Source organism: Streptomyces cavernicola, from assembly GCF_029968035.1.
Classification (GTDB): domain Bacteria; phylum Actinomycetota; class Actinomycetes; order Streptomycetales; family Streptomycetaceae; genus Streptomyces; species Streptomyces cavernicola.
This window is the reverse complement of sequence record NZ_JASCIQ010000032.1, coordinates 82,933-103,574: the sequence shown is the minus strand read 5'-3', so window position 1 is coordinate 103,574 and position 20,642 is coordinate 82,933. Positions and strand designations below refer to the sequence as shown.

20 protein-coding genes are annotated in these 20,642 nt (G+C 71.2%); 8 read left to right on the top strand and 12 right to left on the bottom strand.

Annotation, left to right across the window (positions count from 1 at the left end; translation table 11 throughout):
* Positions 1 to 153 precede the first annotated feature (153 nt).
* Positions 154 to 462, bottom strand: a complete 309-nt coding sequence (locus tag QIS96_RS27045) for a hypothetical protein (protein ID WP_055700904.1) — start codon at positions 460 to 462, stop codon at positions 154 to 156.
* Between the two features lie 661 nt (positions 463 to 1,123).
* On the opposite strand from QIS96_RS27045, the gene QIS96_RS27040 reads away from it, so the two are divergent.
* From QIS96_RS27040 to QIS96_RS27025, 4 genes are all read left to right on the top strand, one after another.
* A complete protein-coding gene (locus QIS96_RS27040; protein WP_282545367.1) occupies positions 1,124 to 2,602 on the top strand; it encodes a DUF7782 domain-containing protein in 1,479 nt (492 codons plus the stop codon).
* A 114-nt stretch (positions 2,603 to 2,716) separates the two neighbouring features.
* Positions 2,717 to 4,420, top strand: coding sequence for a serine/threonine protein kinase (locus tag QIS96_RS27035; protein WP_282545366.1), 1,704 nt, complete (start codon positions 2,717 to 2,719; stop codon positions 4,418 to 4,420).
* A 90-nt stretch (positions 4,421 to 4,510) separates the two neighbouring features.
* Positions 4,511 to 5,476 (top strand): C40 family peptidase, encoded by a 966-nt coding sequence (locus QIS96_RS27030; RefSeq protein WP_282545377.1) that lies wholly within the window; start codon positions 4,511 to 4,513, stop codon positions 5,474 to 5,476.
* A gap of 259 nt (positions 5,477 to 5,735) precedes the next feature.
* Positions 5,736 to 6,455 (top strand): phosphatase PAP2 family protein, encoded by a 720-nt coding sequence (locus QIS96_RS27025; protein WP_282545365.1) that lies wholly within the window; start codon positions 5,736 to 5,738, stop codon positions 6,453 to 6,455.
* Positions 6,456 to 6,488: 33 nt separating this feature from the next.
* Here QIS96_RS27025 and QIS96_RS27020 read toward each other — a convergent pair whose 3' ends face one another.
* The 4 genes from QIS96_RS27020 to QIS96_RS27005 all read right to left on the bottom strand — a co-directional run bounded on the left by QIS96_RS27020 (position 6,489) and on the right by QIS96_RS27005 (position 10,475).
* A complete protein-coding gene (locus QIS96_RS27020) occupies positions 6,489 to 7,091 on the bottom strand; it encodes a sortase domain-containing protein (RefSeq protein ID WP_282545364.1) in 603 nt (200 codons plus the stop codon).
* Between the two features lie 134 nt (positions 7,092 to 7,225).
* Positions 7,226 to 8,422 carry a COG4315 family predicted lipoprotein gene (locus tag QIS96_RS27015; protein ID WP_282545363.1) on the bottom strand — a complete coding sequence of 399 codons (1,197 nt, stop codon included), beginning with the start codon at positions 8,420 to 8,422 and terminating at the stop codon, positions 7,226 to 7,228.
* Between the two features lie 131 nt (positions 8,423 to 8,553).
* The gene (locus QIS96_RS27010; protein WP_408907263.1) at positions 8,554 to 10,137 is read right to left on the bottom strand and encodes an FAD-binding oxidoreductase; all 1,584 of its coding nucleotides are present in this window, start codon (positions 10,135 to 10,137) and stop codon (positions 8,554 to 8,556) included.
* Positions 10,138 to 10,310: 173 nt separating this feature from the next.
* Entirely contained in the window at positions 10,311 to 10,475 is a 165-nt protein-coding gene (locus tag QIS96_RS27005; protein WP_282545361.1) for a hypothetical protein, read from the bottom strand.
* 144 nt (positions 10,476 to 10,619) lie between these two features.
* Here QIS96_RS27005 and QIS96_RS27000 point away from each other — a divergent pair, with 144 nt between their 5' ends.
* Positions 10,620 to 11,537, top strand: coding sequence for a hypothetical protein (locus QIS96_RS27000; protein WP_282545360.1), 918 nt, complete (start codon positions 10,620 to 10,622; stop codon positions 11,535 to 11,537).
* A 143-nt stretch (positions 11,538 to 11,680) separates the two neighbouring features.
* On the top strand, positions 11,681 to 11,845 hold the full coding sequence (locus QIS96_RS26995) for a hypothetical protein (protein WP_282545378.1): 165 nt from the start codon (positions 11,681 to 11,683) through the stop codon (positions 11,843 to 11,845).
* Positions 11,846 to 11,919: 74 nt separating this feature from the next.
* Here QIS96_RS26995 and QIS96_RS26990 read toward each other — a convergent pair whose 3' ends face one another.
* Positions 11,920 to 12,285, bottom strand: coding sequence for a metal-sensitive transcriptional regulator (locus QIS96_RS26990; RefSeq protein ID WP_282545359.1), 366 nt, complete (start codon positions 12,283 to 12,285; stop codon positions 11,920 to 11,922).
* Positions 12,286 to 12,479: 194 nt separating this feature from the next.
* On the opposite strand from QIS96_RS26990, the gene QIS96_RS26985 reads away from it, so the two are divergent.
* Both QIS96_RS26985 and QIS96_RS26980 read left to right on the top strand, forming a co-directional pair.
* On the top strand, positions 12,480 to 13,100 hold the full coding sequence (locus QIS96_RS26985) for a DUF47 domain-containing protein (protein ID WP_282545358.1): 621 nt from the start codon (positions 12,480 to 12,482) through the stop codon (positions 13,098 to 13,100).
* A gap of 7 nt (positions 13,101 to 13,107) precedes the next feature.
* Positions 13,108 to 14,106 (top strand): inorganic phosphate transporter, encoded by a 999-nt coding sequence (locus tag QIS96_RS26980; protein WP_282545357.1) that lies wholly within the window; start codon positions 13,108 to 13,110, stop codon positions 14,104 to 14,106.
* 161 nt (positions 14,107 to 14,267) lie between these two features.
* Here the strand turns inward: QIS96_RS26980 and pstB are convergent, their stop codons facing one another.
* The 6 genes from pstB to QIS96_RS26950 form a co-directional block, all read right to left on the bottom strand.
* Positions 14,268 to 15,044 (bottom strand): phosphate ABC transporter ATP-binding protein PstB, encoded by a 777-nt coding sequence (gene pstB, locus QIS96_RS26975; protein ID WP_282545356.1) that lies wholly within the window; start codon positions 15,042 to 15,044, stop codon positions 14,268 to 14,270.
* A gap of 49 nt (positions 15,045 to 15,093) precedes the next feature.
* Positions 15,094 to 16,158 carry a phosphate ABC transporter permease PstA gene (gene pstA, locus QIS96_RS26970; protein WP_282545355.1) on the bottom strand — a complete coding sequence of 355 codons (1,065 nt, stop codon included), beginning with the start codon at positions 16,156 to 16,158 and terminating at the stop codon, positions 15,094 to 15,096.
* Positions 16,155 to 17,159 (bottom strand): phosphate ABC transporter permease subunit PstC, encoded by a 1,005-nt coding sequence (gene pstC / locus QIS96_RS26965; protein ID WP_282545354.1) that lies wholly within the window; start codon positions 17,157 to 17,159, stop codon positions 16,155 to 16,157. The genes pstA and pstC overlap by 4 nt, the downstream gene beginning before the upstream one ends.
* A gap of 144 nt (positions 17,160 to 17,303) precedes the next feature.
* Positions 17,304 to 18,425, bottom strand: coding sequence for a phosphate ABC transporter substrate-binding protein PstS (gene pstS / locus QIS96_RS26960; protein ID WP_282545353.1), 1,122 nt, complete (start codon positions 18,423 to 18,425; stop codon positions 17,304 to 17,306).
* Between the two features lie 568 nt (positions 18,426 to 18,993).
* The gene (locus QIS96_RS26955; RefSeq protein WP_282545352.1) at positions 18,994 to 19,437 is read right to left on the bottom strand and encodes an NUDIX hydrolase; all 444 of its coding nucleotides are present in this window, start codon (positions 19,435 to 19,437) and stop codon (positions 18,994 to 18,996) included.
* On the bottom strand, positions 19,434 to 20,486 hold the full coding sequence (locus QIS96_RS26950; RefSeq protein WP_282545376.1) for a CHAD domain-containing protein: 1,053 nt from the start codon (positions 20,484 to 20,486) through the stop codon (positions 19,434 to 19,436). Before QIS96_RS26950 ends, QIS96_RS26955 begins: the two co-directional genes overlap by 4 nt.
* Between the last annotated feature and the right edge of the window lie 156 nt (positions 20,487 to 20,642).

The window sequence follows — 20,642 nt, the reverse complement described above, 5'->3', positions numbered from 1 at the left end:
GGTAGTAGCCGTGCTGGTCTCCGCGCGGGCGCGGTGTGGTGACTGGACATCAGGGGGACGCAACCTCAGCCGGTGGGCACGACGGACGGGTGGGGGACAGGGGCGGGGCGCCGGGCGGTGGGAGCGCCCGGGGCCGGAGCGTGCGTGGCTGGGTCAGACGGCCATCCCGTACACGATCGTGAAGAGCGTGCCGAGGGAGCCGATGATGAAGACTCCCGTCAGGCCCGCGATGATCAGGCCCTTGCCCTGCTCGGCGCTGAAGGTGTCGCGCAGCGCCGTGGCGCCGATGCGCTGCTTGGCCGCGCCCCAGATCGCGATCCCGAGACAGAGGAGGATGGCGATCGCCATCACGACCTCGATCATCACGCGCGCTTCGTTGCCCAGGCTTCCGAAGGGCCCCCAGTCCGGGGCGATCCCGCCGATGATGGTCGTGATGTCGCCCTTTTCGGCTGCCAGAAGCATGTAACTCACCGCCCCTATCGGGTAGTTCTGCACCCCCTGCCCGTGTGCAGAGGTCACGCCTATTCTCGCTGAGAATGCCGCTGTCGCATGTCGACTTGGAGTCATTCGTCGGCGGACTTCGTGCGAACTTCGTACGGAGTCTGTACGCGGCGCAGTTGACCGCCCCGCACGAGCGTGCGAGGCGGTCAACAGAAGTGCGTATCGTCACTCTGTGTATCACGTGGGGTGACGCCGGGCAATGAACGGCCGGGGGTCGTCACGGCGCGTATGCCCTGGTGGGGGCTGGGGCCCGGTGGGATTGGCCGGTTCTTTGCGGTGGCCCGCTGAGGGTGCGTGCAAGTACTGCATGCATATGGGAGAAGGTCCGCCGGAACGTGGGGCAAGTGTCGTTGTTCCGGAATGAGTTGTGTGTGGTGGTTCGTCGCTTCGGCGCGGGCGGGCGGGTTAGCGGCGGAGTGGTTGTCCACAGGGTGTGGACAGTCGGGTCCGGGTTCGGGTGTGGACGCCGTTCCGCAAGATCGATCGCGGCGCATTACCAGGTCACCGGATGGAAGTGCCCCAACGCGCAGGCCCGCAAGGCGATTTCATCCGGTTCGCCCATTGGCGGTAACCCAATGGCCTAAGGGTTCAGTCGCCGCGTACACGAGCCGACAACCGGACCATGATGACCACGCAGCCCTTGATCGCCCCCTCCGCCGTCACCGCCCTGCGGGACGTGTTGACGTCGCACGGCTACACGCGCGACGCCATCGTCGCGCGCGTGGGGATCGAGGCCGCACAGGGCCTCAACCGCTACGACCCCACGCTCACCCTGCAACTGCTCGGCGAGGACGATCCGTTGGCCGTCCTCATCCAGCTCTTCATGTGCGGGCGCACGGTCCCGCTCGACCGCGCGGAACCCGCGGTCGTGCCCCTGCTCGAGCCCGCGGGCGAGGGCGCCGTGCGCGCCGCCGTGCACCTCCATCCGTACGAGAAATGGTGGGCGATCTCCGACTTCCCGAGGTTTTTGCGGCCCGCGCCGCAGGACCGGCGGGCCGAGGCCGTCGTGCCCATCGGGCTCGACGCGTCGCTGCTGCGCCGGGCCACGCTCACGCACCAGGTGAAGTCGGCGCTCGACCTGGGCACCGGCGGCGGTGTGCAGGCCCTGCACCTGAGCGGGCAGGCCGAGCAGGTCACCGCCACCGACCTGTCGCCGCGCGCCGCCCGGTTCGCGGCGACCACGGCCGCGCTCAACGGGCTCGAGTGGGAGATCCTGCAGGGCGACATGGCGCAGCCCGTCGCGGGGCGCCGCTTCGACCTGGTGGTGAGCAACCCGCCGTACGCCGTCGGGCCCGGCACCGTGCACAGCGTGCACCGGGACTCCGGGCGCCCCGGTGACGCGCTCTGCGCCGAACTCGCGGGCGCCGCGCCGGAACTGCTCACCGAGGGCGGGTATCTGCAGTTCCGCGCGAACTGGGTGCACCACGCGGGGGAGGACTGGCGCGAGCGGCTCGCCGGGTGGATCCCGCGCGGCGCCGGACTCGACGCGTGGATCGTGCAGCGGTCCGTCGTCGGGGTCGTGCCGTACGTCGACCACTGGCTGGAGCTGGCGGGCGGCGAGGAGGCGCTCGGGCAGCGGGAGGCGTGGCTGCGCTGGTTCGAGACGCAGAAGGCGGAGGCCGTCGGCATCGGCACCGTCGTCGTAAGACGCTCCGGGTACCAGGAGTCGGTCGTACGGGTGGAGGAAATGTCGGCGGAGGCGGGCGAGTTGACCGGGGCGCAGGTCGCCGGCTGGTTCGAGCGGCGGGACTGGCTGCGCGCGCACGACCTGCTCGAGACCCGCTTCCTGCCCGGCCAGGGGCTGACCCTGTGGCAGCAGGCCGACCAGCGGGGCGGCGCGGGCTGGGAGTTGACCCAGCAGGTGCTCAAGGTTCCCGGGGACGGCCTCAACTGGAGCGACCGCATCTCCCCGCTCGCCGTCGCCCTCCTCGGCGGCGCCGGGCGCGAGTCCACGCTCGGTGAGCAACTGGCCCGCATCGCCGAGGCCGAGGACACCCCGACCGACCGGCTCGCGGAGGTCGCCCTGCCGGAGGTGTCCCGCCTCGTGGAACGGGGAGCGCTGGTGCCGGCTCCGGCGGAGGATGCGGCGGGGGCGGGGTGAGGGGGTGCGTCAGGGGAGGGTGCGCGTGAGCCGGGGCCCTGACCGTGTCCGGGGTTGATCACAGGTCGGCCACCGGCGTGGGCGGGCGGAACCGGGTGTGGAACAGTTCGGCGAGTGGACGCTCTCAAGCCTCAGGACCCCGCACAGATCGGTTCCTACACTCTCCTCGCCCGGCTCGGTGCGGGCGGCATGGGACAGGTGTACCTCGGCCGTTCGCCCGGCGGCCTGCTGGTGGCCATCAAGGTCATCAAGGACGAGATCGCCGACCACCCCGAGGTGTTGGCGCGCTTCCGCAGGGAGGCGGAGACCGTCCGAGCGGTGCGGAGCGCGTACACGGCGAACCTGATCGACGCGTCCTTGGAGGAGGCGCCGTTCTGGTTGGCCACGGAGTACGTGGCGGGGCCGACGCTCAGTGGGGCGGTGCGGGACCGCGGGGCGTTCCCCGCCGAGACCTGCAGGAGCGTCTTCGCGGCGCTCGCCGAAGGCCTCGGCAGCGTGCACGCGTACGGCGTCACCCATCGGGACCTGAAGCCGCAGAACGTCATCCTGTCCACCCAGGGTCCGCAGCTGATCGACTTCGGGATAGCCAGGGGAGTCGAGCAGACTGCCCTCACCGAGGCCGGATTCGCGCCCGGCACGCCTGGGTTCACCGCTCCCGAAGTCTTGATGCGCAATCAGGTCAGCCCTGCTGCAGATGTGTTCGCGCTGGGCGCGACCCTCGCCTACATGGCTACGGGCAGACCGCCGTTCGGCTCGGGCGAATCGGCCGCGGTGGGCTATCGGACGGTGTACGAGCAGATCGACCTGGAGGGCGTGGAGCCGGAGTTGGCGTCGCTGATCGATGCGTGCGCCGCCAAGGACCCGGCCGACAGGCCCACGCCGGGCGAAGTCGTGGAGCGGTGCGCGGTGCGGTCGGCGTTGGTGGAGGACGCCTTCTACGCGGGAGTGGTAGGGCCTGTGGAGCCGGTGCCGCAGACTCCCCGGCCCGAGGCCCCGCCGCTCCACGACGCCCCGACCACCACGGCCGGGGCCGCGCCCGTGGGCTACACCCCCACCGCTACGGCCGGGGCGGCGCCGGCGGGCTACACCCCGACACAGGTCAGTGCTTCTCCCGGTCGCCCCAGGAAGCGGCTGACGGCGGTCGCCGCAGCGGTCGCCGTGGGCGTAGCAGCCGCGACGGCGGTGGTGTTGCTGCCGGGCGACGACGGAGAGCAGGACAAGGGCGCGAACCCCGGCGGCGCGACGAAATCGCCCACCGCACCGGACGACCGGTCGAAGGGGAAGGTCCCCGAGTACGTGGAGGCCACCGCCCCGAGCCGAGACTTCTGGACGGCCGACCCGACGTCGGAATGGGAGCGGGGCAGGTGCAACCTCCCGGCCGAGGAATCCAATGAACACCTCCAGTACTCGGTGACGTTCGCCGGCCCGAGCGGCGGACCGTACACCGGCGGCAAGGGCACGATCTCGATCCGGCTGAAGTACGCGGACCCGAGCCTCGGCAAGCCGTACAGCGTGGCGGTGGCCGTGAAGCCCCCGCACGAGATCGACGACCGCACTGGCAAGCCGTACGAGGGGACCAGGGCGCAGAACCTGTCGCTCGGATACGTGAGCAAACCGGTGGATCTGATGGCTCAGAAGGACAACGGGGACGTCAAGCTCACCTACCCCGATGACTTTCGCCAGCACGTACGGGGCAAGGATTCCGGTGGCGGCATCCCGATCGGGAACGATCCCGGGAACTGGACCGTGCTCTTCCTGCATGCGAAGGGCGTCAAGGAATACGCGACCATCGGATGCGACGGCTTCACCGTCGAGTAGCCGAAATGAGCCGTGAACCAGGCCTGGATGGGGGAGGGTTGAGGGGTGCGGAAGTTCTGGGTCGCAGGTGTCGCCGCGATCGCCCTCGGTATGGCGTTCATCGCGCTGCTCGTCGTCGGCACGTACATGGCCGCAGGAAGCATGGCGAGCGGCTCCGGCAGAGGAGCGGTCGGCCTCGCGAAGGGTGCGGTGCCGGCGCAGTTCCAGCCCCTTGTGCAGAAGTGGGGCAACCTCTGTCCGGCGATCAACCCGGCGCTTCTCGCCGCGCAGTTGTACCAGGAGAGCGGCTGGAACTCGAAGGCCGAGAGCCACGCGGCGGCCCAGGGGATCGCCCAGTTCATTCCCAGCACCTGGGCCACCCACGGCGTCGACGGCGACAAGGACGGTGACAAGGACGTCTGGGACCCTGCCGACGCCATCCCCTCGGCGGCTTCGTACGACTGTGAACTGGCAGGCTATGTCGACGATGTGGCCGGAGATCAGACGGACAACATGCTTGCCGCCTACAACGCCGGGGCCTACCGCGTCATAAGGGCCGGGGGCGTTCCGCAGATCAGCGAGACGCAGAATTACGTCAAAATCATCCGCGGCCTGGAGAAGAGCTTCGCCGCGCCCGCAGGCCGAGTGGACCCCTCTCAGCAGGCCGCCGGGGCGATCTCGTTCGCGCAGGAGCATCTTGGCGAGCCTTATCTGTGGGGCGGGGACGGTACGCCCGAGGACGGGGGGCGGTTCGACTGTTCGGGGCTCACCAAGGCCGCGTACAAGTCGGTGGACGTGGAGCTGCCGCGGGTGGCCAACGATCAGTACAACGCGGGGCCGCACCCCTCGCGGGAGGAGCTGCTCCCCGGTGACCTCGTGTTCTTCTCGGACGACCTGACCAATTCCCGGGCCATCCGGCACGTGGGGATCTATGTCGGCGGCGGGTACATGATCGACGCGCCCCGGACCGGCGCCGTCATCCGCTTCACGCCGATCGACACCCCGGACTACTTCGGGGCGACGCGAGTCACCGAGGACGGTGCGAAGGCGCTCGCCGCGGGGTTGCCGAACGGGTAGCCGAACGCGTAGCCGAAAGTCGCTGCCGTGGCCGGATCCCTGCGCTGGAAGGCCGTTCTGAACAGCGAAGACGAGTCACTCTTCGATAACGTCTGGGTGATCTTTCGGTGGACCGTGGAACGTAGACGGGGGAACCGGTCGTTCCCTTGAACAGCAACGCAGTACCGCAGCAGCACTGACCAGCTCTGAGGCACGGGGGTCGAGCAGGGCACGCGACAGGAGCGCGCCCGTGGGCACAAGGACAAGGGGTCACGGCACCATGGCTGGACCAGAGGCTGCACCAGGGACCTCAGGGTCGAACCCCGACGTCGGTCTGCTCTACGAGATCAACGGCGTCGCCAAGGACGCCCCCGCCTGGGTCGACGGCATCGTCGGCTTCGTCGGGGAGTACGGGCTGCTGCTCGCCATGGTCCTGCTCGTGCTCTGGGCCTGGCGCACGGTGCGGCGCGGGCCGGACGCCGAGAGCTCCGTCGCCGCCCTCGTCTGGGCCCCGCTCGCCGCGGGTCTCGCGGTCCTCGTCAACATCCCGATCCGGGGGTTCGTGGAGCGCCGCCGCCCGTTCCTCGACCACGACGGGCTTGAGGTGCTGGTCGACGGCAAGACCGACTTCTCGTTCGTCAGCGACCACGCCACCCTCGCGATGGCGCTAGGCGTCGGCCTCTTCGTCGCGCACCGCACGCTCGGCCTGATCGGCATCGGCCTCGCCCTGCTCGAAGGGGTCTGCCGGGTCTACATGGGCGTGCACTACCCGACGGACGTCATCGGCGGCTTCGCCCTCGGCACCGCCGTCACCCTGCTGCTCGCGCCGCTCGCGATGGCCCTGCTGACCCCGCTTACCAAGGCCATCGGCCGTACGCAGAAGGCGAGTTGGCTCGTACGGGCGCGCGGCCGTGGCCCCGTCGTACCGGACGCGGTCGGCCTGCCGGGCCCGCGCACGGAGCCTTCGACGGACTCGGGGGAGAACGATCTGGCGGCCTGAGGCCGTCCGCCCGCGCCGGGTGCGGGCCGGAACTCACGGGCCGACGACCTGGACCGCGCTGACGACCACGTTCGAGTCCCAGTGGCCGGCCGCGTCCAGTGCGCCGCCGCAGGTGATGAGGCGCAGCTGCGAGTCGGGCACGGGCCCGTAGACCTTGCGGGTGGGGAAGGCCGTCGTCCGGTACGTGTCCACGGCCGTCACCCGGAACCGCACCCGCCGCCCGTCCCCGCTCGTCGTCTCCACCCGGTCACCGGGGGCGAGGCGGTCCAGGCGGGCGAAGACGGCGGGGCGGTAGCCGCGGCGCGGGGCCTTGGCCGGGGCGTCGCGATGGCCGACCAGGACCGTCGGGCCGGGCTTGCCGGGGCGGGAGCCGGGGGTGAACCAGCCGGCCTTCATCGCGTCCTCGAACGCGGGCACCTCGATCGCGCCGCGCGCGTCCAGGCCGAGCGGCAGCAGCTCCGCGTCGACCCCGATCGCCGGCACCCGTACGCGGCGCGGCACGGTCGCCGGGTCGGACAGCTCGCCCGGCACCGCCTGCCGCGGGGTTCCGGTGCCCGTTCCGGTTCCGGTTCCGATTCCCGTTCCGGTTCCGGTTCCGGCGAGGTCGGCGAACGATGCGGAGACCGCCGACCGCACCGAACCGTCGAGCCACGGGAACTGGTGCAGGAGCAGCGCGGCCAGGGCGCAGAGCGCCGAGGCGCCGAACAGGGCCCTGACCGCGGTACGCGGATGGCGTGGACGGCGCGGATGGCCAGGCCCGCCGTGCCGAGTCAGTTGCGGCCGTCCTCTGTGCGGTCGGTCCGCTGCGCGTGCCGCCTGCGCAGCAGCGCGATGCCGAGTACGCCCGCGCCGGCCGCGACCGCCGCGGAGCCGAGGGCCAACGGGCCCGCCTCCGGGTGCTCGGCGGCGGCGTTCCGCACCGTGTGCTGGGCGCCGCCGCGGGCCGCTCCGGAAGGCGTCGCCTTCATCGCGCCCGTGTCGCTGCCGTCGTGGTCGTGGTCGCGGCCGCCGTCGTGGTCGCGGCCGTGGTCGCGTTCACCCGCCTCGGATTTGGTGCCGGTGCCGGTTCCGGTTCCGTTTTCGGTTTCGGCGTCGGGGGCGGTGTGGGTCGGCTTCGGGGCGGCCCCGTCGGACGCGGCCCCGGGAGGCCGCGCCGCACCGGACTCCTTCGTACCGCCGGACTCCCTCTTACCGCCCGAGTCCTTCTCACCGCCCGAGTCCTTCGGGCCGGCTGACTCCTTTGTGTCGCCGGGTTCTTGAGCGCCCGTCGAATGAGTCGAATGACCGGACCCTGCCGACTCGCCGGAGCCCGGCGGCAGGGCCGCGTCCGCGGACTTGTCCGCTTCCGCCGACGACTCGTCCGAGCCCTGGGACTTGCCCCCGTACGGGGGCCTGGACGCCGGGCCGGACTCGTCGCCCGTGCCCGGGGACGCGGACGGGGACTTGGACGGGGACTTGGACGCGTCGCCCGAGGGGGACTTCTTCGGGGAGGGGGACTCGCTCGCCGCGCCGCGGGCCTTCACGGCCTTGCCGTCCGGGCCGATGAGGCTCCAGCCGTCGACCTCCTGGCCCTTGGGCTCGTTCGGCTTGTCGTTCTTGAAGTAGTAGAGGGGGTGCGTCTCGTAGATGACCTGGGGCTGGTCGGTGCCGTCGACGTTGGCCTCGGTCTGCGCGGTCTCCCCGGTGACGCCCGCGGCCTTGGTCGGATAGCCGATCGCGGCGGGCCAGTTGGCGGCGCACTCGCCCGTGCAGTCGGGGGTGTCCGGCTTGTCGGCGTCGCGGAGGTAGAGCGGGTAGCCGTCCTTGTCGGCGAGGACCTTGCCCTGCGCCGAGTCGATGAGCGTCAACTCGCCCGGTTCGGTGGGCTTGTCGACGGCCAGGGCCGAGGGCGCGGCCACGGCCAGGAGCAGCGCGGTGGAGGCGAGGGCGCCGACGACGGATATTCGGCCTTGTGACTTTCCGGTCATGGGGTCCTGCCCTGATTTCGGGTCCGGGGTGGACCCTCAGGGCATCGCCGCCGCGCGGCGGGGGCCAGTCGAGGTGGGCCGTACGGGCGGTGGTTGCGCTCGTACGGCCGTCTGCGGTTGCCGTGGCGCGGTCAGAGTGCCTGCGGGAACGTGAACATCCGCTCCGGGTCGTACGTCCCCTTCAGTTTCTTCAGGCGTCCGGCCGCCGGGCCGTAGTACGCGGTGCGCCAGTCCTTCAGGGCCGGGTCGGTGTAGTTCTGGTACGCCGCTCCGGAGGCGTACGGCCGCATCGCGGCGTGCGTGCCGTCGAGCCAGGCGCGGGCGGCGGTGCCCGAGGTGCCGGCCCGCCACGCGCCGACGTACTGGGCGAGGACGCGCTGGCGGCGGTGGACGAAGGCCGTCGCCGTGGGGTCGACCCGGTTGATCGCGCCGCCGAGCGCGGTGAGGGCCACGCTGCCGGGGCCGCCCGCGACCCGCTCGACGCGGGTGAGCAGCGCCCGTATCCCCGCGTCGGAGAGCGAGCGGGAGTAGAAGTCGGAGCGCGCCGCGTAGGTCTCGCGGCCCAGCGCGCCCGCCGAGTCCCGGCCGGGGGTCGAGCCCGGCAGATGACACTGCGCGTCGTCACCGAAGCCGGAGCAGCCCGCGTACACCTCCATCGCGTCGAGGTACGAGCGCCGCTTCAGGGAGACGTTGGAGGCGGAGCCGGGGCCTCCGGGGCCGTCGGCGAGCCGGTCGACGGCGTTCTGCAGCTCGCCGTACGTGCCCATCGAGAACACCGCGAGCGAGATCGTCGGACCGCCGCCGGGCGCGGCGGCCAGATGCAGGGACGACCAGATCTCGTCCGGCTGGTCCGGACCCCACTCCTGCCAGGCCTTGAGCAGCGTGGCCGCCTTCCGCCAGGGCCAGGTCAGATAGCCGGTGACGCCCTGCGGCGCCGGGTGCGTACGGAAGCGGAGCTCGGTGACGACGCCGAAGTTGCCGTTGCCCGCGCCGCGCAGCGCCCAGAAGAGGTCGGTGTTTTCGACGGGCCCCTCCTCGGAGCAGACGAGGCGGCGGCCGTCGGCGGTGATGACGGTGGCCTGCGTGAGGCTGTCGCAGGTGAGGCCGTACGCCCGCGAGGTGACGCCGTGGCCGCCGCCGAGGGTGAGCCCGGAGACGCCGACCGAGGGGCAGGAGCCCGCCGGGACGGTCACGCCCTTGGCGGCCAACGGCCGGTAGACGTCGATGAGTTTGGCGCCCGCGCCGACGGTCGCCGAGCCCGCGGCGGCGCGCACCGAGCCGAGCCGGGACACGTCGAGGATCAGCCGGCCGTCCCCGGAGGACCAACCCGCGTACGAGTGGCCGCCGTTGCGTATGGACAGGGGCGTCTTGTGCCTGCGCGCGAAGTCGAGGACGGTGCGGACGTCGTCCTCGTGCGCGGGGTAGGCGACCGCCGAAGGCCTCAGGGCGTCGAAGCGGGTGTTGTAGAGCTGGCGGGCCGAGGCCCAGTCGGCGTCGCCGGGGCGGACGAGTTCACCGTCGAGCCCTTTCGCGAACGCGCTCCAGGCCGGGCCGGTCGGGCGCTGCGAGGCGGCGCTCGTGCTCGTGGCGGTGCCCGTGGCTGTGTTCGTGGTGGCTGTCGCCTTGCCGTCGCCGCTCGCCCCGGCGCTGCACGCGCTCGCCCCGGCGCCCAACGCCAGTGCCGCGCCTGCGGTGATGACCCTGCGCCGGCCGATGCCGCGGCCGTCGCGCGGCCCGTGCCCCCGGTCGACGTCCCTGTCCGTGCCCGTGCCCCTGCGGTCCATGTCGTCCCTCCCGCAGGACGAGACGACGGCCGGGACGGGCGGGTTCCACCTGCCGCGCCGGTACGCCGGTACGCCGGGGCGCACACGGCGCGCGCGGGCCGCGCTCAGGGGTGGGCCGTGTGTTCCGCGGCGTCCGAACGCGCCTTGGACCGCGCCCGTCTCGCCGGTCCGCGCCAGCCGCAGCTGCACCGGGCCGCGCAGAAGCGGCCCTGTTCGACGGTGGTGGTGCGGTGCTCGGCGGCCGTGGCCGGGTCCTCTTGGGCTGACACGCCGCCACCGTAGCGGGCCCAGGTGAACACGGGGAGGGACCGCGGCGGCCCGCGCGGAGCGGGCGTGACGGGTTGGAGCAGCGGTCGTTAGGCGGAACGAGAAGGGGGGCCGTGGGACGGCCCAGTGTTGGGGGTAGGCAGGCGATGGCGGTGCAGCAGCACAGGCGCGGTGGCGGCTCCGCCGTCACCGCCGTGGCGGGCGGGGCCCTGGCCTCCTTGGTGTTGGCCACGACGGGGTGTTCCGGCGGCGGCGCCGCGGCCGAGGACAAGGAGGCGGCCGACCCGGTGGACACGGTGCACCGCGCGGTCGCGGCCCTGCGCGCCGCGGGCAGCGCCAAGGCGCGTACGTCGATGGAGATGGCCAGCGGCGGCACCCGCGTGACCATCCGCGGTGAGGGCGCGTACGACTTCGCGAAGCCGCTCGGCCGTCTCAAGGTGATACTGCCCAAGGACCCGGCGGGCGTCGACGAGCACCGCCCGATCACCGAACTCCTCGCCCCCGGCGCCCTCTACATGAAGAACCGCGGCGCGGGCGTGCCCGCCGACAAGTGGGTGCGGATCGACACGGCGGGCCTCGCGGACGGCAACCTGGTCACCGGCGGCGCCACCGATCCGCTGGCCGCCGCCGAGCTGCTGCTCGGCGCGAGCGCCGTCTCGTACGCGGGGAAGACGCAGCTGGCGGGCGTGCCCGTGCGGCACTACCGGGGCACGGCCGAGATCGGGCTCGCGGCCGAGCGGGCGGCCGGGGCCAACCGGAAGGTGCTGCGCGCCGCGGCGAAGGGCTTCGCCGAGGACACGGTGCCGTTCGACGCGTACCTCGACGAGCAGGGCCGGCTGCGCAAGATCCGGCACCGGTTCACCTTCGCCAACGACGACGTACCGGCCGACGGCGCAGGTGTGAAGGGCGCGGAGGCGAAGGGCGCGGGGGCGGATCCGGCCACCGGCGGCAGCGGTGACGTGATGGTCACCTCGACGACGCTGCTCTTCGGGTTCGGCACGGCCGTGCAGGCCGGTCTGCCCGCCGCGGAGGACATCTTCGCCGGGAAGATCGCCGGGCCGTAGCAGGTGCCCTGACGCCTCGGGTGCCGTGAAAGTGCCCGCGCGGAGGGCGAGTTCGCGTCGCAAATAGCCCGTCCGTGCCATGCGCGGGGCGCAGGCCGCTCCCTACCCTGGGAAGCCGGTGACGGCAGGAAGAGGTGATGCGCGTGGCTCCCACTACCGACAAGGCGGCGGTCCACGATCACGTCGCCCTCGCCGAGATCGAGCTGTGCGGCGAGTTGATCATCGCCGCGTCCATGGCGGCCGAGGAGCGACTCAGCGCCGACCGCATCGACGAGGTGCTGAAGGTGTACGAGGAGGGCTCGGCCTGAGCCGAGCCCTCTCTCACGTGCGGGAGGAGCCGGTCACGCGTGAAGGCAGCCGGTGACGTGCGGAAAGCAGCCGGTCACGTGCGGAGAAGCCGGGCGATCGCCTTCGTCGCTTCCTCGACCTTCGCGTCGATCTCCTCGCCGCCCTTGACCGCGGCGTCCGCGACGCAGTGGCGCAGGTGCTCCTCCAGGAGCTGGAGGGCGAAGGACTGCAGGGCCTTTGTGCTCGCCGAGACCTGGGTGAGTATGTCGATGCAGTAGACGTCCTCGTCGACCATGCGCTGCAGGCCGCGGATCTGGCCCTCGATCCGGCGCAGTCGCTTGAGGTGCTCGTCCTTCTGCTTGTGGTAGCCGTGCACCCCGCGGTCGTGGTCCGTGATCTCGGTCTCCGTCCCGGCGCAGTGTGCCGCGCCCGCCGCCGTGTCGGTCTCGGTGGTGGTCATCGCGTCCTCCCGTTGTCCTGCAAGGGCTTCCATACCCCGGGTGGGTATATGGTACCGGATATTTCGGGTCCCCGGCGGACCCCGTGCGGATGGCTCTGCTTGATGGGCGACACTGGAGGACGGCCGGTTAGCCGTGGCCGGATGATGCCTCTAGCATCAGCCTGACCGAATCCAAAGCACCCCGAGGACCCCACGTGCGCTTTCGTCTGACCCCGAGGGAGACGAGCTTCTACGACATGTTCTCCGCATCCGCGGACAACATCGTCACGGGCTCCAAGCTCCTCATGGAACTGCTCGGGGCGGACACCTCCGCCCGAGCCGAGATCGCAGAGCGGATGCGGGCCGCGGAGCACGCGGGAGACGACGCGACGCACGCGATCTTCCACCAGCTGAACTCCTCCTTCATCACGCCGTTCGACCGCGAGGACATCTACAACCTCGCCTCGTCCCTCGACGACATCATGGACTTCATGGAGGAGGCGGTCGACCTCGTCGTCCTCTATCAGGTCGAGGAGCTCCCCAAGGGCGTCGAGCAGCAGATCGAGGTGCTCGCGCGCGCCGCCGAGCTGACCGCGGAGGCCATGCCGCACCTGCGGACCATGGAGAACCTCACGGAGTACTGGATCGAGGTCAACCGCCTGGAGAACCAGGCCGACCAGATCCACCGCAAGCTGCTCGCGCACCTCTTCAACGGTAAGTACGACGCCATCGAGGTGCTGAAGCTCAAGCAGATCGTGGACGTACTGGAGGAGGCGGCCGACGCGTTCGAGCACGTCGCCAACACCGTGGAGACCATCGCGGTCAAGGAGTCCTGACCCCTCCATGGACACCTTCGCCTTGATCGTGACCATCGGTGTCGCGCTCGGATTCACGTACACAAACGGCTTTCACGACTCCGCGAACGCCATCGCCACCTCCGTCTCCACGCGTGCGCTGACGCCGCGTGCGGCGCTCGCGATGGCCGCGGTGATGAACCTCGCCGGCGCCTTCATGGGCAGCGGGGTCGCCAAGACCGTCAGTGAGGGGATCATCGAGACCCCGCACGGCGACAAGGGCATGTGGATCCTCTTCGCCGCCCTCATCGGCGCGATCGTCTGGAACCTCATCACCTGGTACTTCGGGCTGCCCTCGTCCTCGTCGCACGCGCTCTTCGGCGGCATGGTCGGCGCGGCGCTCGCGGGCGGCATCGGCGTGATCTGGTCCGGGGTGGTCGACAAGATCGTCATCCCGATGTTCCTCTCGCCGATCGTCGGCCTCATCGCCGGTTACCTGGTGATGTGCGCGATCATGTGGATGTTCCGCAAGGCCAACCCGCACAAGGCCAAGCGCGGATTCCGGATCGCGCAGACCGTCTCGGCGGCGGGCATGGCCCTCGGCCACGGTCTGCAGGACGCCCAGAAGACGATGGGCATCGTCGTCATGGCCCTGGTCATCTCCGACGTGCAGAGCGCCGACGCGCCGATCCCGGTGTGGGTCAAGATCGCCTGCGCGGTGTGTCTGTCCGCCGGTACGTACGCGGGCGGCTGGCGCATCATGCGGACGCTCGGCCGGAAGATCATCGAGCTGGACCCGCCGCAGGGCTTCGCGGCCGAGACGACGGGCGCGGGCATCATGTTCACGACCGCGTTCATGTTCCACGCGCCGATCTCGACCACGCATGTGATCACCTCCGCGATCATGGGTGTGGGGGCGACGAAGCGGGTGAACGCTGTCCGCTGGGGGGTCGCCAAGAACATCATTCTTGGCTGGTTCATCACCATGCCTGCGGCTGCGCTTGTCGCTGCGTTGAGCTTCTGGGTTGTGAACCTGGCGTTCCTGTAGTGCTTCGGCTGCCGCGCCGTTGTGGCTGGTCGCGCAGTTCCCCGCGCCCCTTACGGGGCGCCCCTAAGAGAGAAGGGCCCGTCCCCGGTTCGTACCGGGGACGGGCCCTTCTCGTCCTCGCGGTGGCACCGCCATGCAGCACCGCGAGGGGTCGGTTGGGTCTAGCCGAAGCGGCCCGAGATGTAGTCCTCGGTCGCCTGGACGGACGGGTTGGAGAAGATCCGCTCCGTCTCGTCGATCTCGATCAGCTTGCCGGGCTGGCCGACGGCCGCCAGGTTGAAGAACGCCGTGCGGTCGGAGACGCGGGCGGCCTGCTGCATGTTGTGCGTCACGATGACGATCGTGAAGCGCTCCTTCAGCTCGCCGATCAGGTCCTCGATCGCGAGGGTCGAGATCGGGTCGAGCGCCGAGCAGGGCTCGTCCATGAGCAGCACCTGCGGCTCGACCGCGATGGCGCGGGCGATGCAGAGCCGCTGCTGCTGACCGCCGGAGAGGCCCGAACCGGGCTTGTTGAGGCGGTCCTTGACCTCGTTCCAGAGGTTGGCGCCCTTGAGGGACTTCTCCACGATCTCGTTCAGCTCGGACTTCTTGTACGAGCCGTTGAGCCGCAGGCCCGCCGCCACGTTGTCGAAGATCGACATGGTGGGGAAGGGGTTCGGGCGCTGGAAGACCATGCCGACGGTGCGGCGGACGTTCACCGGGTCGATGCCGGAGGCGTACAGGTCGTCGCCGTCCAGGAGGACCTTGCCCTCGACGCGGCCGCCGGGGGTGACCTCGTGCATGCGGTTGAGGGTGCGCAGGAAGGTCGACTTGCCGCAGCCGGAGGGGCCGATGAAGGCCGTCACCGAGCGGGGCTCGACGGTCATGGAGATGTCGTCGATGGCCTTGTGGCTGCCGTAGTAGGCGGAGAGGCCGCTGACGTCGATTCGCTTGGCCATGGGGATCACTACTTCTTTCGAGAGGGTCGCTTGTCGCTGAGAAGCCGCGTCAGCGGCCCGTCTTCGGGGCCTTCCAGCGGGCGATGCCGCGGGCCACGAGGTTGAGGATCATGATGAAGCCGATGAGGGCGAGCGCCGCTGCCCAGGCGCGGTCGTACGAGGCCTCGGAGCCGGCCGCGTACTGCTGGTAGATGTACAGCGGCAGCGAGCCCTGGGCGCCGTCGAACGGGTTGGTGTTGATGAACGGGTTCACCCACACCAGGAGCAGCACCGGGGCGGTCTCGCCGGCGATACGGGCGACGGCCAGCATGACGCCGGTCGTGATGCCGCCGATCGCGGTGGGCAGGACCACCTTCAGGATCGTGCGCCACTTCGGCACGCCGAGGGCGAGCGAGGCCTCGCGCAGCTCGTTCGGGACGAGCTTGAGCATCTCCTCGGTGGAGCGGACGACCACCGGCATCATCAGGATCGACAGCGCCATGGCGCCGGCCCAGCCGGAGAAGTCGAAGCCCAGGATCAGGATCCAGAAGCTGAGGACGAACAGACCCGCGACGATCGACGGGATGCCCGTCATGACGTCGACGAAGAAGGTGACGGCCTTCGCGAGCTTGCCGCGGCCGTACTCGACCAGGTAGATCGCGGTGAGCAGGCCGATCGGCACGGCGATCAGCGAGGCCAGGGCGACCTGCTGCAGGGTGCCGATGATGGCGTGGTTGATGCCGCCGCCCGGGTCCTGGTCGGCGACGACGCCCATCGAGTGGGAGAGGAAGTACGGGCTGAAGACCTTGCTGCCGCGCTCGACGGTCTCCCAGATCAGGGAGGCCAGCGGGATCACGGCGAGCAGGAACGTCACCCAGATCATCGAGGTGGCGAACCGGTCCTTGGCCTGCCGCCTGCCCTCCACCGCGGTGGCGAGGACGTACGACGCGATCACGAAGAGGACCGCGGCGATCAGGCCCCACTGGACGCGGCTGTGCAGACCGGCGGCGAGGCCGATGCCCACGGCGGCCGCGGCCGAGCCGATCGCGACGAGCGGGGAGGTCCAGCGGGGCAGTCGGGCCGCGTGCAGGGTGTCGGGCGTGACGGCCTGGGCGGTGGGTGCGGTGGTGCTCATGCGTTGGCCCCCGAGTACTCCTTGCGGCGGGCGATGATCATGCGGGCCGCGCCGTTGACCAGCAGAGTGATGAGGAACAGGACGAGACCGGAGGCGATCAGGGCGTCCCGGCCGTACTCACTGGCCTCGTTGAACTTGCTGGCGATGTTCTGCGCGAACGTGCCGCCGCCCGGGTCGAGCAGCGAGGCGCTGATCAGGAAGGTCGGCGAGAGCACGGTGGCGACGGCGATGGTCTCGCCGAGCGCGCGGCCGAGGCCCAGCATCGAGGCGCTGATGATGCCGGAGCGGCCGAAGGGGAGCACCGACATCCGGATGACCTCCCAGCGCGTGGCGCCGAGGGCCAGGGCGGCCTCCTCGTGCATCTTCGGAGCCTGCAGGAAGACCTCGCGGCTGACGTTGGTGATGATCGGCAGGATCATGATCGCGAGCAGGATGCCCACGGTCATCAGGGAGCGCGGGGCGCCGCCCTGGTACTCGAAGATCCCGGTCCAGCCGAGGACCGTGTCCAGCCAGCTGTAGAAGCCGGTCAGGTTGGGCGCGACGACGAGGGCGCCCCACAGGCCGTAGACGATCGAGGGCACGGCGGCCAGCAGGTCGATCACGTACGCGATCGGGACGGCCAGCTTGCGCGGTGCGTAGTGCGAGATGAACAGCGCGATCCCGACGGCGACCGGAACGGCGATCACCAGGGCGATGATCGAGCTCACGACGGTGCCGAAGGCGAGGACCGCGATGCCGAACTTCGGCGGGATCGCGTTGGCGTCCCACTCGAAGGTGGTCAGGAAGTTCCCCGTGTTGTCCGACAGCGCGAGCGCCGCGCGGTAGGTCAGGAACGCCGCGATGGCGGCCATGATCACGAGGAGGACGATGCCCGAGCCACGGGAGAGGCCGAGGAAGATCCGGTCGCCCGGACGGGTCGCGCCGCGGGAGGCGCGCTGCTGCTCGGTGGTGGCGGGCGGCGGGGGTGGCGGGGCGGTTTCAGTCTGCGTAGCTATGTCCATGGGATTCTCCGGTCTGCGGAGCCTCGGCACGGGATGGCCGTACGGGAGGCTCCTGGCGGCGGTGCACCGGACGGTGCGGCCCGGATCGGCGCTGTGCTGCGCCTACTGCGCTGTTCTGCGCTGCGAACCGGGCCGCACTCGGGGTCAGCTCAGGCCGGCGACGGTCTCGCGGACCTTGGTGATGATCTCGTCGGGGATCGGCGCGTAGTCGTTGTCCTTCAGGACCTGCTGGCCGTCCTCGCTGGAGATGTAGTTGAGGAACGACTTGGTGGTGGCGAGGGTCTCCGCCTTGTTGCCCTTGTCGCAGACGACCTCGTACGTGACGAGGGTGATCGGGTACGCGCCCTCGGCCTGCGGCTTGTAGTTCAGGTCCAGGGCGAGGTCCTTGCCCTTGCCGGTGACCTTGGCCTCGGCGATCGCCTTGGAGGCGTTGTCGACGGTGGCCTTCACGGGCTCCTTGGCCTCGGTCTTCAGGTCGACGGTCTTGATGCCGTCGGCGTAGGAGAGCTCGAAGTAGGAGATGGCGCCCGGGGTCTGCTTGACCTGGCTGGAGACGCCCGCGGAGCCGTTGGCGGACTGGCCGCCCTTGGCCTCCCAGGTCTTGCCCGGCTCGTGCGGCCAGGCGTCGGGGGCGGCGCCCTTGAGGTACTTGGTGAAGTTGTCCGTGGTGCCGGACTCGTCCGAGCGGTGGAAGGCCTGGACCTTGGTGTTCGGGAGCTTGGCGTCCGGGTTCAGCTTCTTGATCGCCGGGTCGTCCCAGGTCTTGATCTTGTCGTTGAAGATGTCGGCCATGGTCTTGGCGTCCAGGACGAGGTTGTCCACGCCGGGGACGTTGTAGCCGACGGCGATCGGGCCGCCGACCATCGGCAGGTCGATGGCCTGGCCGCCCTTGCAGATCTTCTTCGACTTCTCGATCTCGGCCGGCTCCAGGGCGGAGTCGGAGCCCGCGAAGGCCGTCTGGCCCTGCAGGAACGCGGTGATGCCCGCGCCCGAGCCGGTCGGGTTGTACTGGACCTGAACACCCTGGCAAGCCTGGGCGTACGCCTTGGTCCACGCGTCGATGGCGTTCTTCTGGGCGGACGAGCCGGAGGCCGCGAGCTGGCCCTTGGCGTCGTCGCACTTGATGTTGGCGGCGTTGGTCTGCTTGCCGCCGCTGCCGCCCGTGCTGCCGGTCTCGTCGGAGCCGCACGCCGTGAGGGCCAGGGCGCCGGAGACGGCGAGAGCACCGAGAGCGAGGGCCCGCCGGTTCATGCGCTGAAGCTTCACTTTCGGGAGTTCCTTCCAGGAGCCGCCGGAGGTGGGACGGCGTGCGGAGTCGTTTCGTTCATGTGCACGTTCATGTGCCTCCGCGGGCGGGCCGTGATGACCGCGCCACGCGTCGCGCAAGTCCGAAATTAGGCAGGACAGGTGAAGCGGCCGAAGGCCGAGAGTGAACGGGGGGTGAACCTCGGAGGGCGGTGCGGTTAGGTCACGGCGGGGTTACGTGTGCGGGTGGTTGCGCTGTGTTCCCCCGGCGGCCGGGCGCACCCCCAGGGGGCTCCGCCCCCGGCCCCCCATCGCGCTCCGCGCTCGTCCTCAAACGCCGGACGGGCTGATTTTCGATCCCTCGTTGCTCGGCTGCGGCGCCGCTGTGGCCGCTCGCGCAGTTCCCCGCGCCCCTGGCGGGCTGGGCTTCGCCCTGGCCCTCTTTGTTGTCGTTCGGCTGCGGCGTCGCTGTGGCTGGTCGCGCCGTTCCCCGCGCCCCTAACGGGGCACTCATCGGCGCCCCAGGCTCCACCCCGCAACATCCAGCCCCTCCGGCGTTTGAGGAGCCGGGTCTGGGGCGGAGCCCCAGTTACGGGAAGGGGCGGGGCTGGGGGAGAAGGGCGAGCAGCGCGTCCAGCAGCTCGCGGTCACGTGCCTGGGTCAGGCGGGCTCGGGCCTCGTCCGGCGGGAGCCAAATGATCGCGTCCACCTCGGAGTTGGGGGTGAACGTGCCCTCGCCCGCTTCCGCCGCCCAGTAGTGGACCTGCTTGGGGCGGCCCCGTACGACGTAGTGGGCCGTGGGGAGGCGGGGGCCGGGGGTGCAGGTCAGGCCTGTCTCCTCCGCGACCTCGCGCACCGCCCCCGCCAGCGGGTCCTCGCCCGGCTTGAGCTTGCCCTTCGGGTGGGACCAGTCGTCGTACTTGGGGCGGTGGACCAGGCACACTTCGAGCTCGCCCCCGGGGTGCGGGCGCCGCCACAGCACGCAGCCCGCCGCCAGGATCGGGGCCGGAGCCGGGGGCGGGCCCGGAGTCACGGGGTGCTCACCGGCCGGTCGGAGGGAGCGGAAGCGTTCCTGCGCCAGACCGCCTGGAAAGCGAAGCGCGCCGCCTCGACCTCGTGCCGCTGGTCGGCGTGCAGGACGCCGAGCGCGTACGCCGTGGCCGGGGCGATGCGCGGGGTGCGCGCGGCCGAGGCGGCGGCGGTGGCGGCCTCGGCGGCGTCCCGGTGGCGGTCGAGGGCCTGGCCCGCGCCGAGCAGCCGCAGGTCGTGGCCCGGCTCGACCCCGACCGCCTCCTGCGCGTACCGGTGCAGGCGGAGCAGCAGCCGTACCTGGTGCCAGGGCGTGTCCTGGGACTCCGGCGCGGCGTCGGCGGCGAGGCCGTGCAGGAGCGCCTCCGCGTTGTACGGATGCCCGGCCCGTACGAGCGGAAGTGCGGCCACCGCTTCGTTGAGGCGGGCCTCGACGTCCGAGGCGAAGGGCGCGAGTGGGTGCCCGGCGGCGTCCCGGCGCAGCGGCACCTCGCTGGCGAGTACGGCGACCCCGTCTGCGACCGCGTGGAAGCGGGACGAGCCGAGCGCCTGCAGGGCCGTGGAGTGGGCGCGGGTGCGGGCCAGGGTGAGTTGACGCTCGATCAGCGCGCCGGCCTTGGCCGCGCCGACGGTCAGACCGCCGGACTGCGCGGGTACGGAGGGGCCGCGGCCCGCGCCGGGGCCGGCCGGGGAGAGCCGGTGCAGGGCGCCGATGAGCCGGTCGAGGCGGGCGGCGTAGGCGTGCTCGCGCGCCAACGTGCCGGACAGCCAGGCGAGTTCGGCCCGCAGCTGGTCCGACCAGTCGGCGTCGAGCAGTGGCCGGAAGGTGTGCAGGGCGCCGCTGATCCGGCGGGCCGCGGCGCGCAGGGCGAGGGCGGGTTCGGCGGCCTCCTCGGCGCTGCTCTCCCGGTGCTGGCGCAGGGAGCGCAGGAACTCGGTGGCCTGCTCGCGCAGATAGCCCGCGAGCGTCTCACCGGCCACGGGCGTCTCCCCGGTCACGGGCGCCTTCCCGGTCTTCGGGGTCTTCCCGGTCACGAGCGTCTCCCCGGCCATCGGCGTCTTCCCGGCCATCGCTGTCTTCCCCGCCACTGGTGTCTTCCCGGCCGCGGCCGCCGCTCGGCCCGCGCGTGCCTCTCGGGTCATGGTGATCTCTGGTCCCGCGGTGGTCTCCCGGGAGGTCAGGCCGGTATCCCGGGAGGTCAAGCCGGT

Excerpts from the sequence above, each read along its gene's own strand:
- QIS96_RS27045 (WP_055700904.1), bottom strand. The coding sequence starts at position 462 with ATGCTTCTGGCAGCCGAAAAGGGCGACATCACGACCATCATCGGCGGG.
- QIS96_RS27040 (WP_282545367.1), top strand. The coding sequence starts at position 1,124 with ATGATGACCACGCAGCCCTTGATCGCCCCCTCCGCCGTCACCGCCCTG.
- QIS96_RS27030 (WP_282545377.1), top strand. The coding sequence starts at position 4,511 with ATGGCGTTCATCGCGCTGCTCGTCGTCGGCACGTACATGGCCGCAGGA.
- QIS96_RS27025 (WP_282545365.1), top strand. The coding sequence starts at position 5,736 with ATGGCTGGACCAGAGGCTGCACCAGGGACCTCAGGGTCGAACCCCGAC.
- QIS96_RS27015 (WP_282545363.1), bottom strand. The coding sequence starts at position 8,422 with ATGACCGGAAAGTCACAAGGCCGAATATCCGTCGTCGGCGCCCTCGCC.
- QIS96_RS27000 (WP_282545360.1), top strand. The coding sequence starts at position 10,620 with ATGGCGGTGCAGCAGCACAGGCGCGGTGGCGGCTCCGCCGTCACCGCC.
- QIS96_RS26990 (WP_282545359.1), bottom strand. The coding sequence starts at position 12,285 with ATGACCACCACCGAGACCGACACGGCGGCGGGCGCGGCACACTGCGCC.
- QIS96_RS26980 (WP_282545357.1), top strand. The coding sequence starts at position 13,108 with ATGGACACCTTCGCCTTGATCGTGACCATCGGTGTCGCGCTCGGATTC.
- pstB (WP_282545356.1), bottom strand. The coding sequence starts at position 15,044 with ATGGCCAAGCGAATCGACGTCAGCGGCCTCTCCGCCTACTACGGCAGC.
- pstA (WP_282545355.1), bottom strand. The coding sequence starts at position 16,158 with ATGAGCACCACCGCACCCACCGCCCAGGCCGTCACGCCCGACACCCTG.
- pstC (WP_282545354.1), bottom strand. The coding sequence starts at position 17,159 with ATGGACATAGCTACGCAGACTGAAACCGCCCCGCCACCCCCGCCGCCC.
- QIS96_RS26950 (WP_282545376.1), bottom strand. The coding sequence starts at position 20,486 with ATGGCCGGGGAGACGCTCGTGACCGGGAAGACCCCGAAGACCGGGAAG.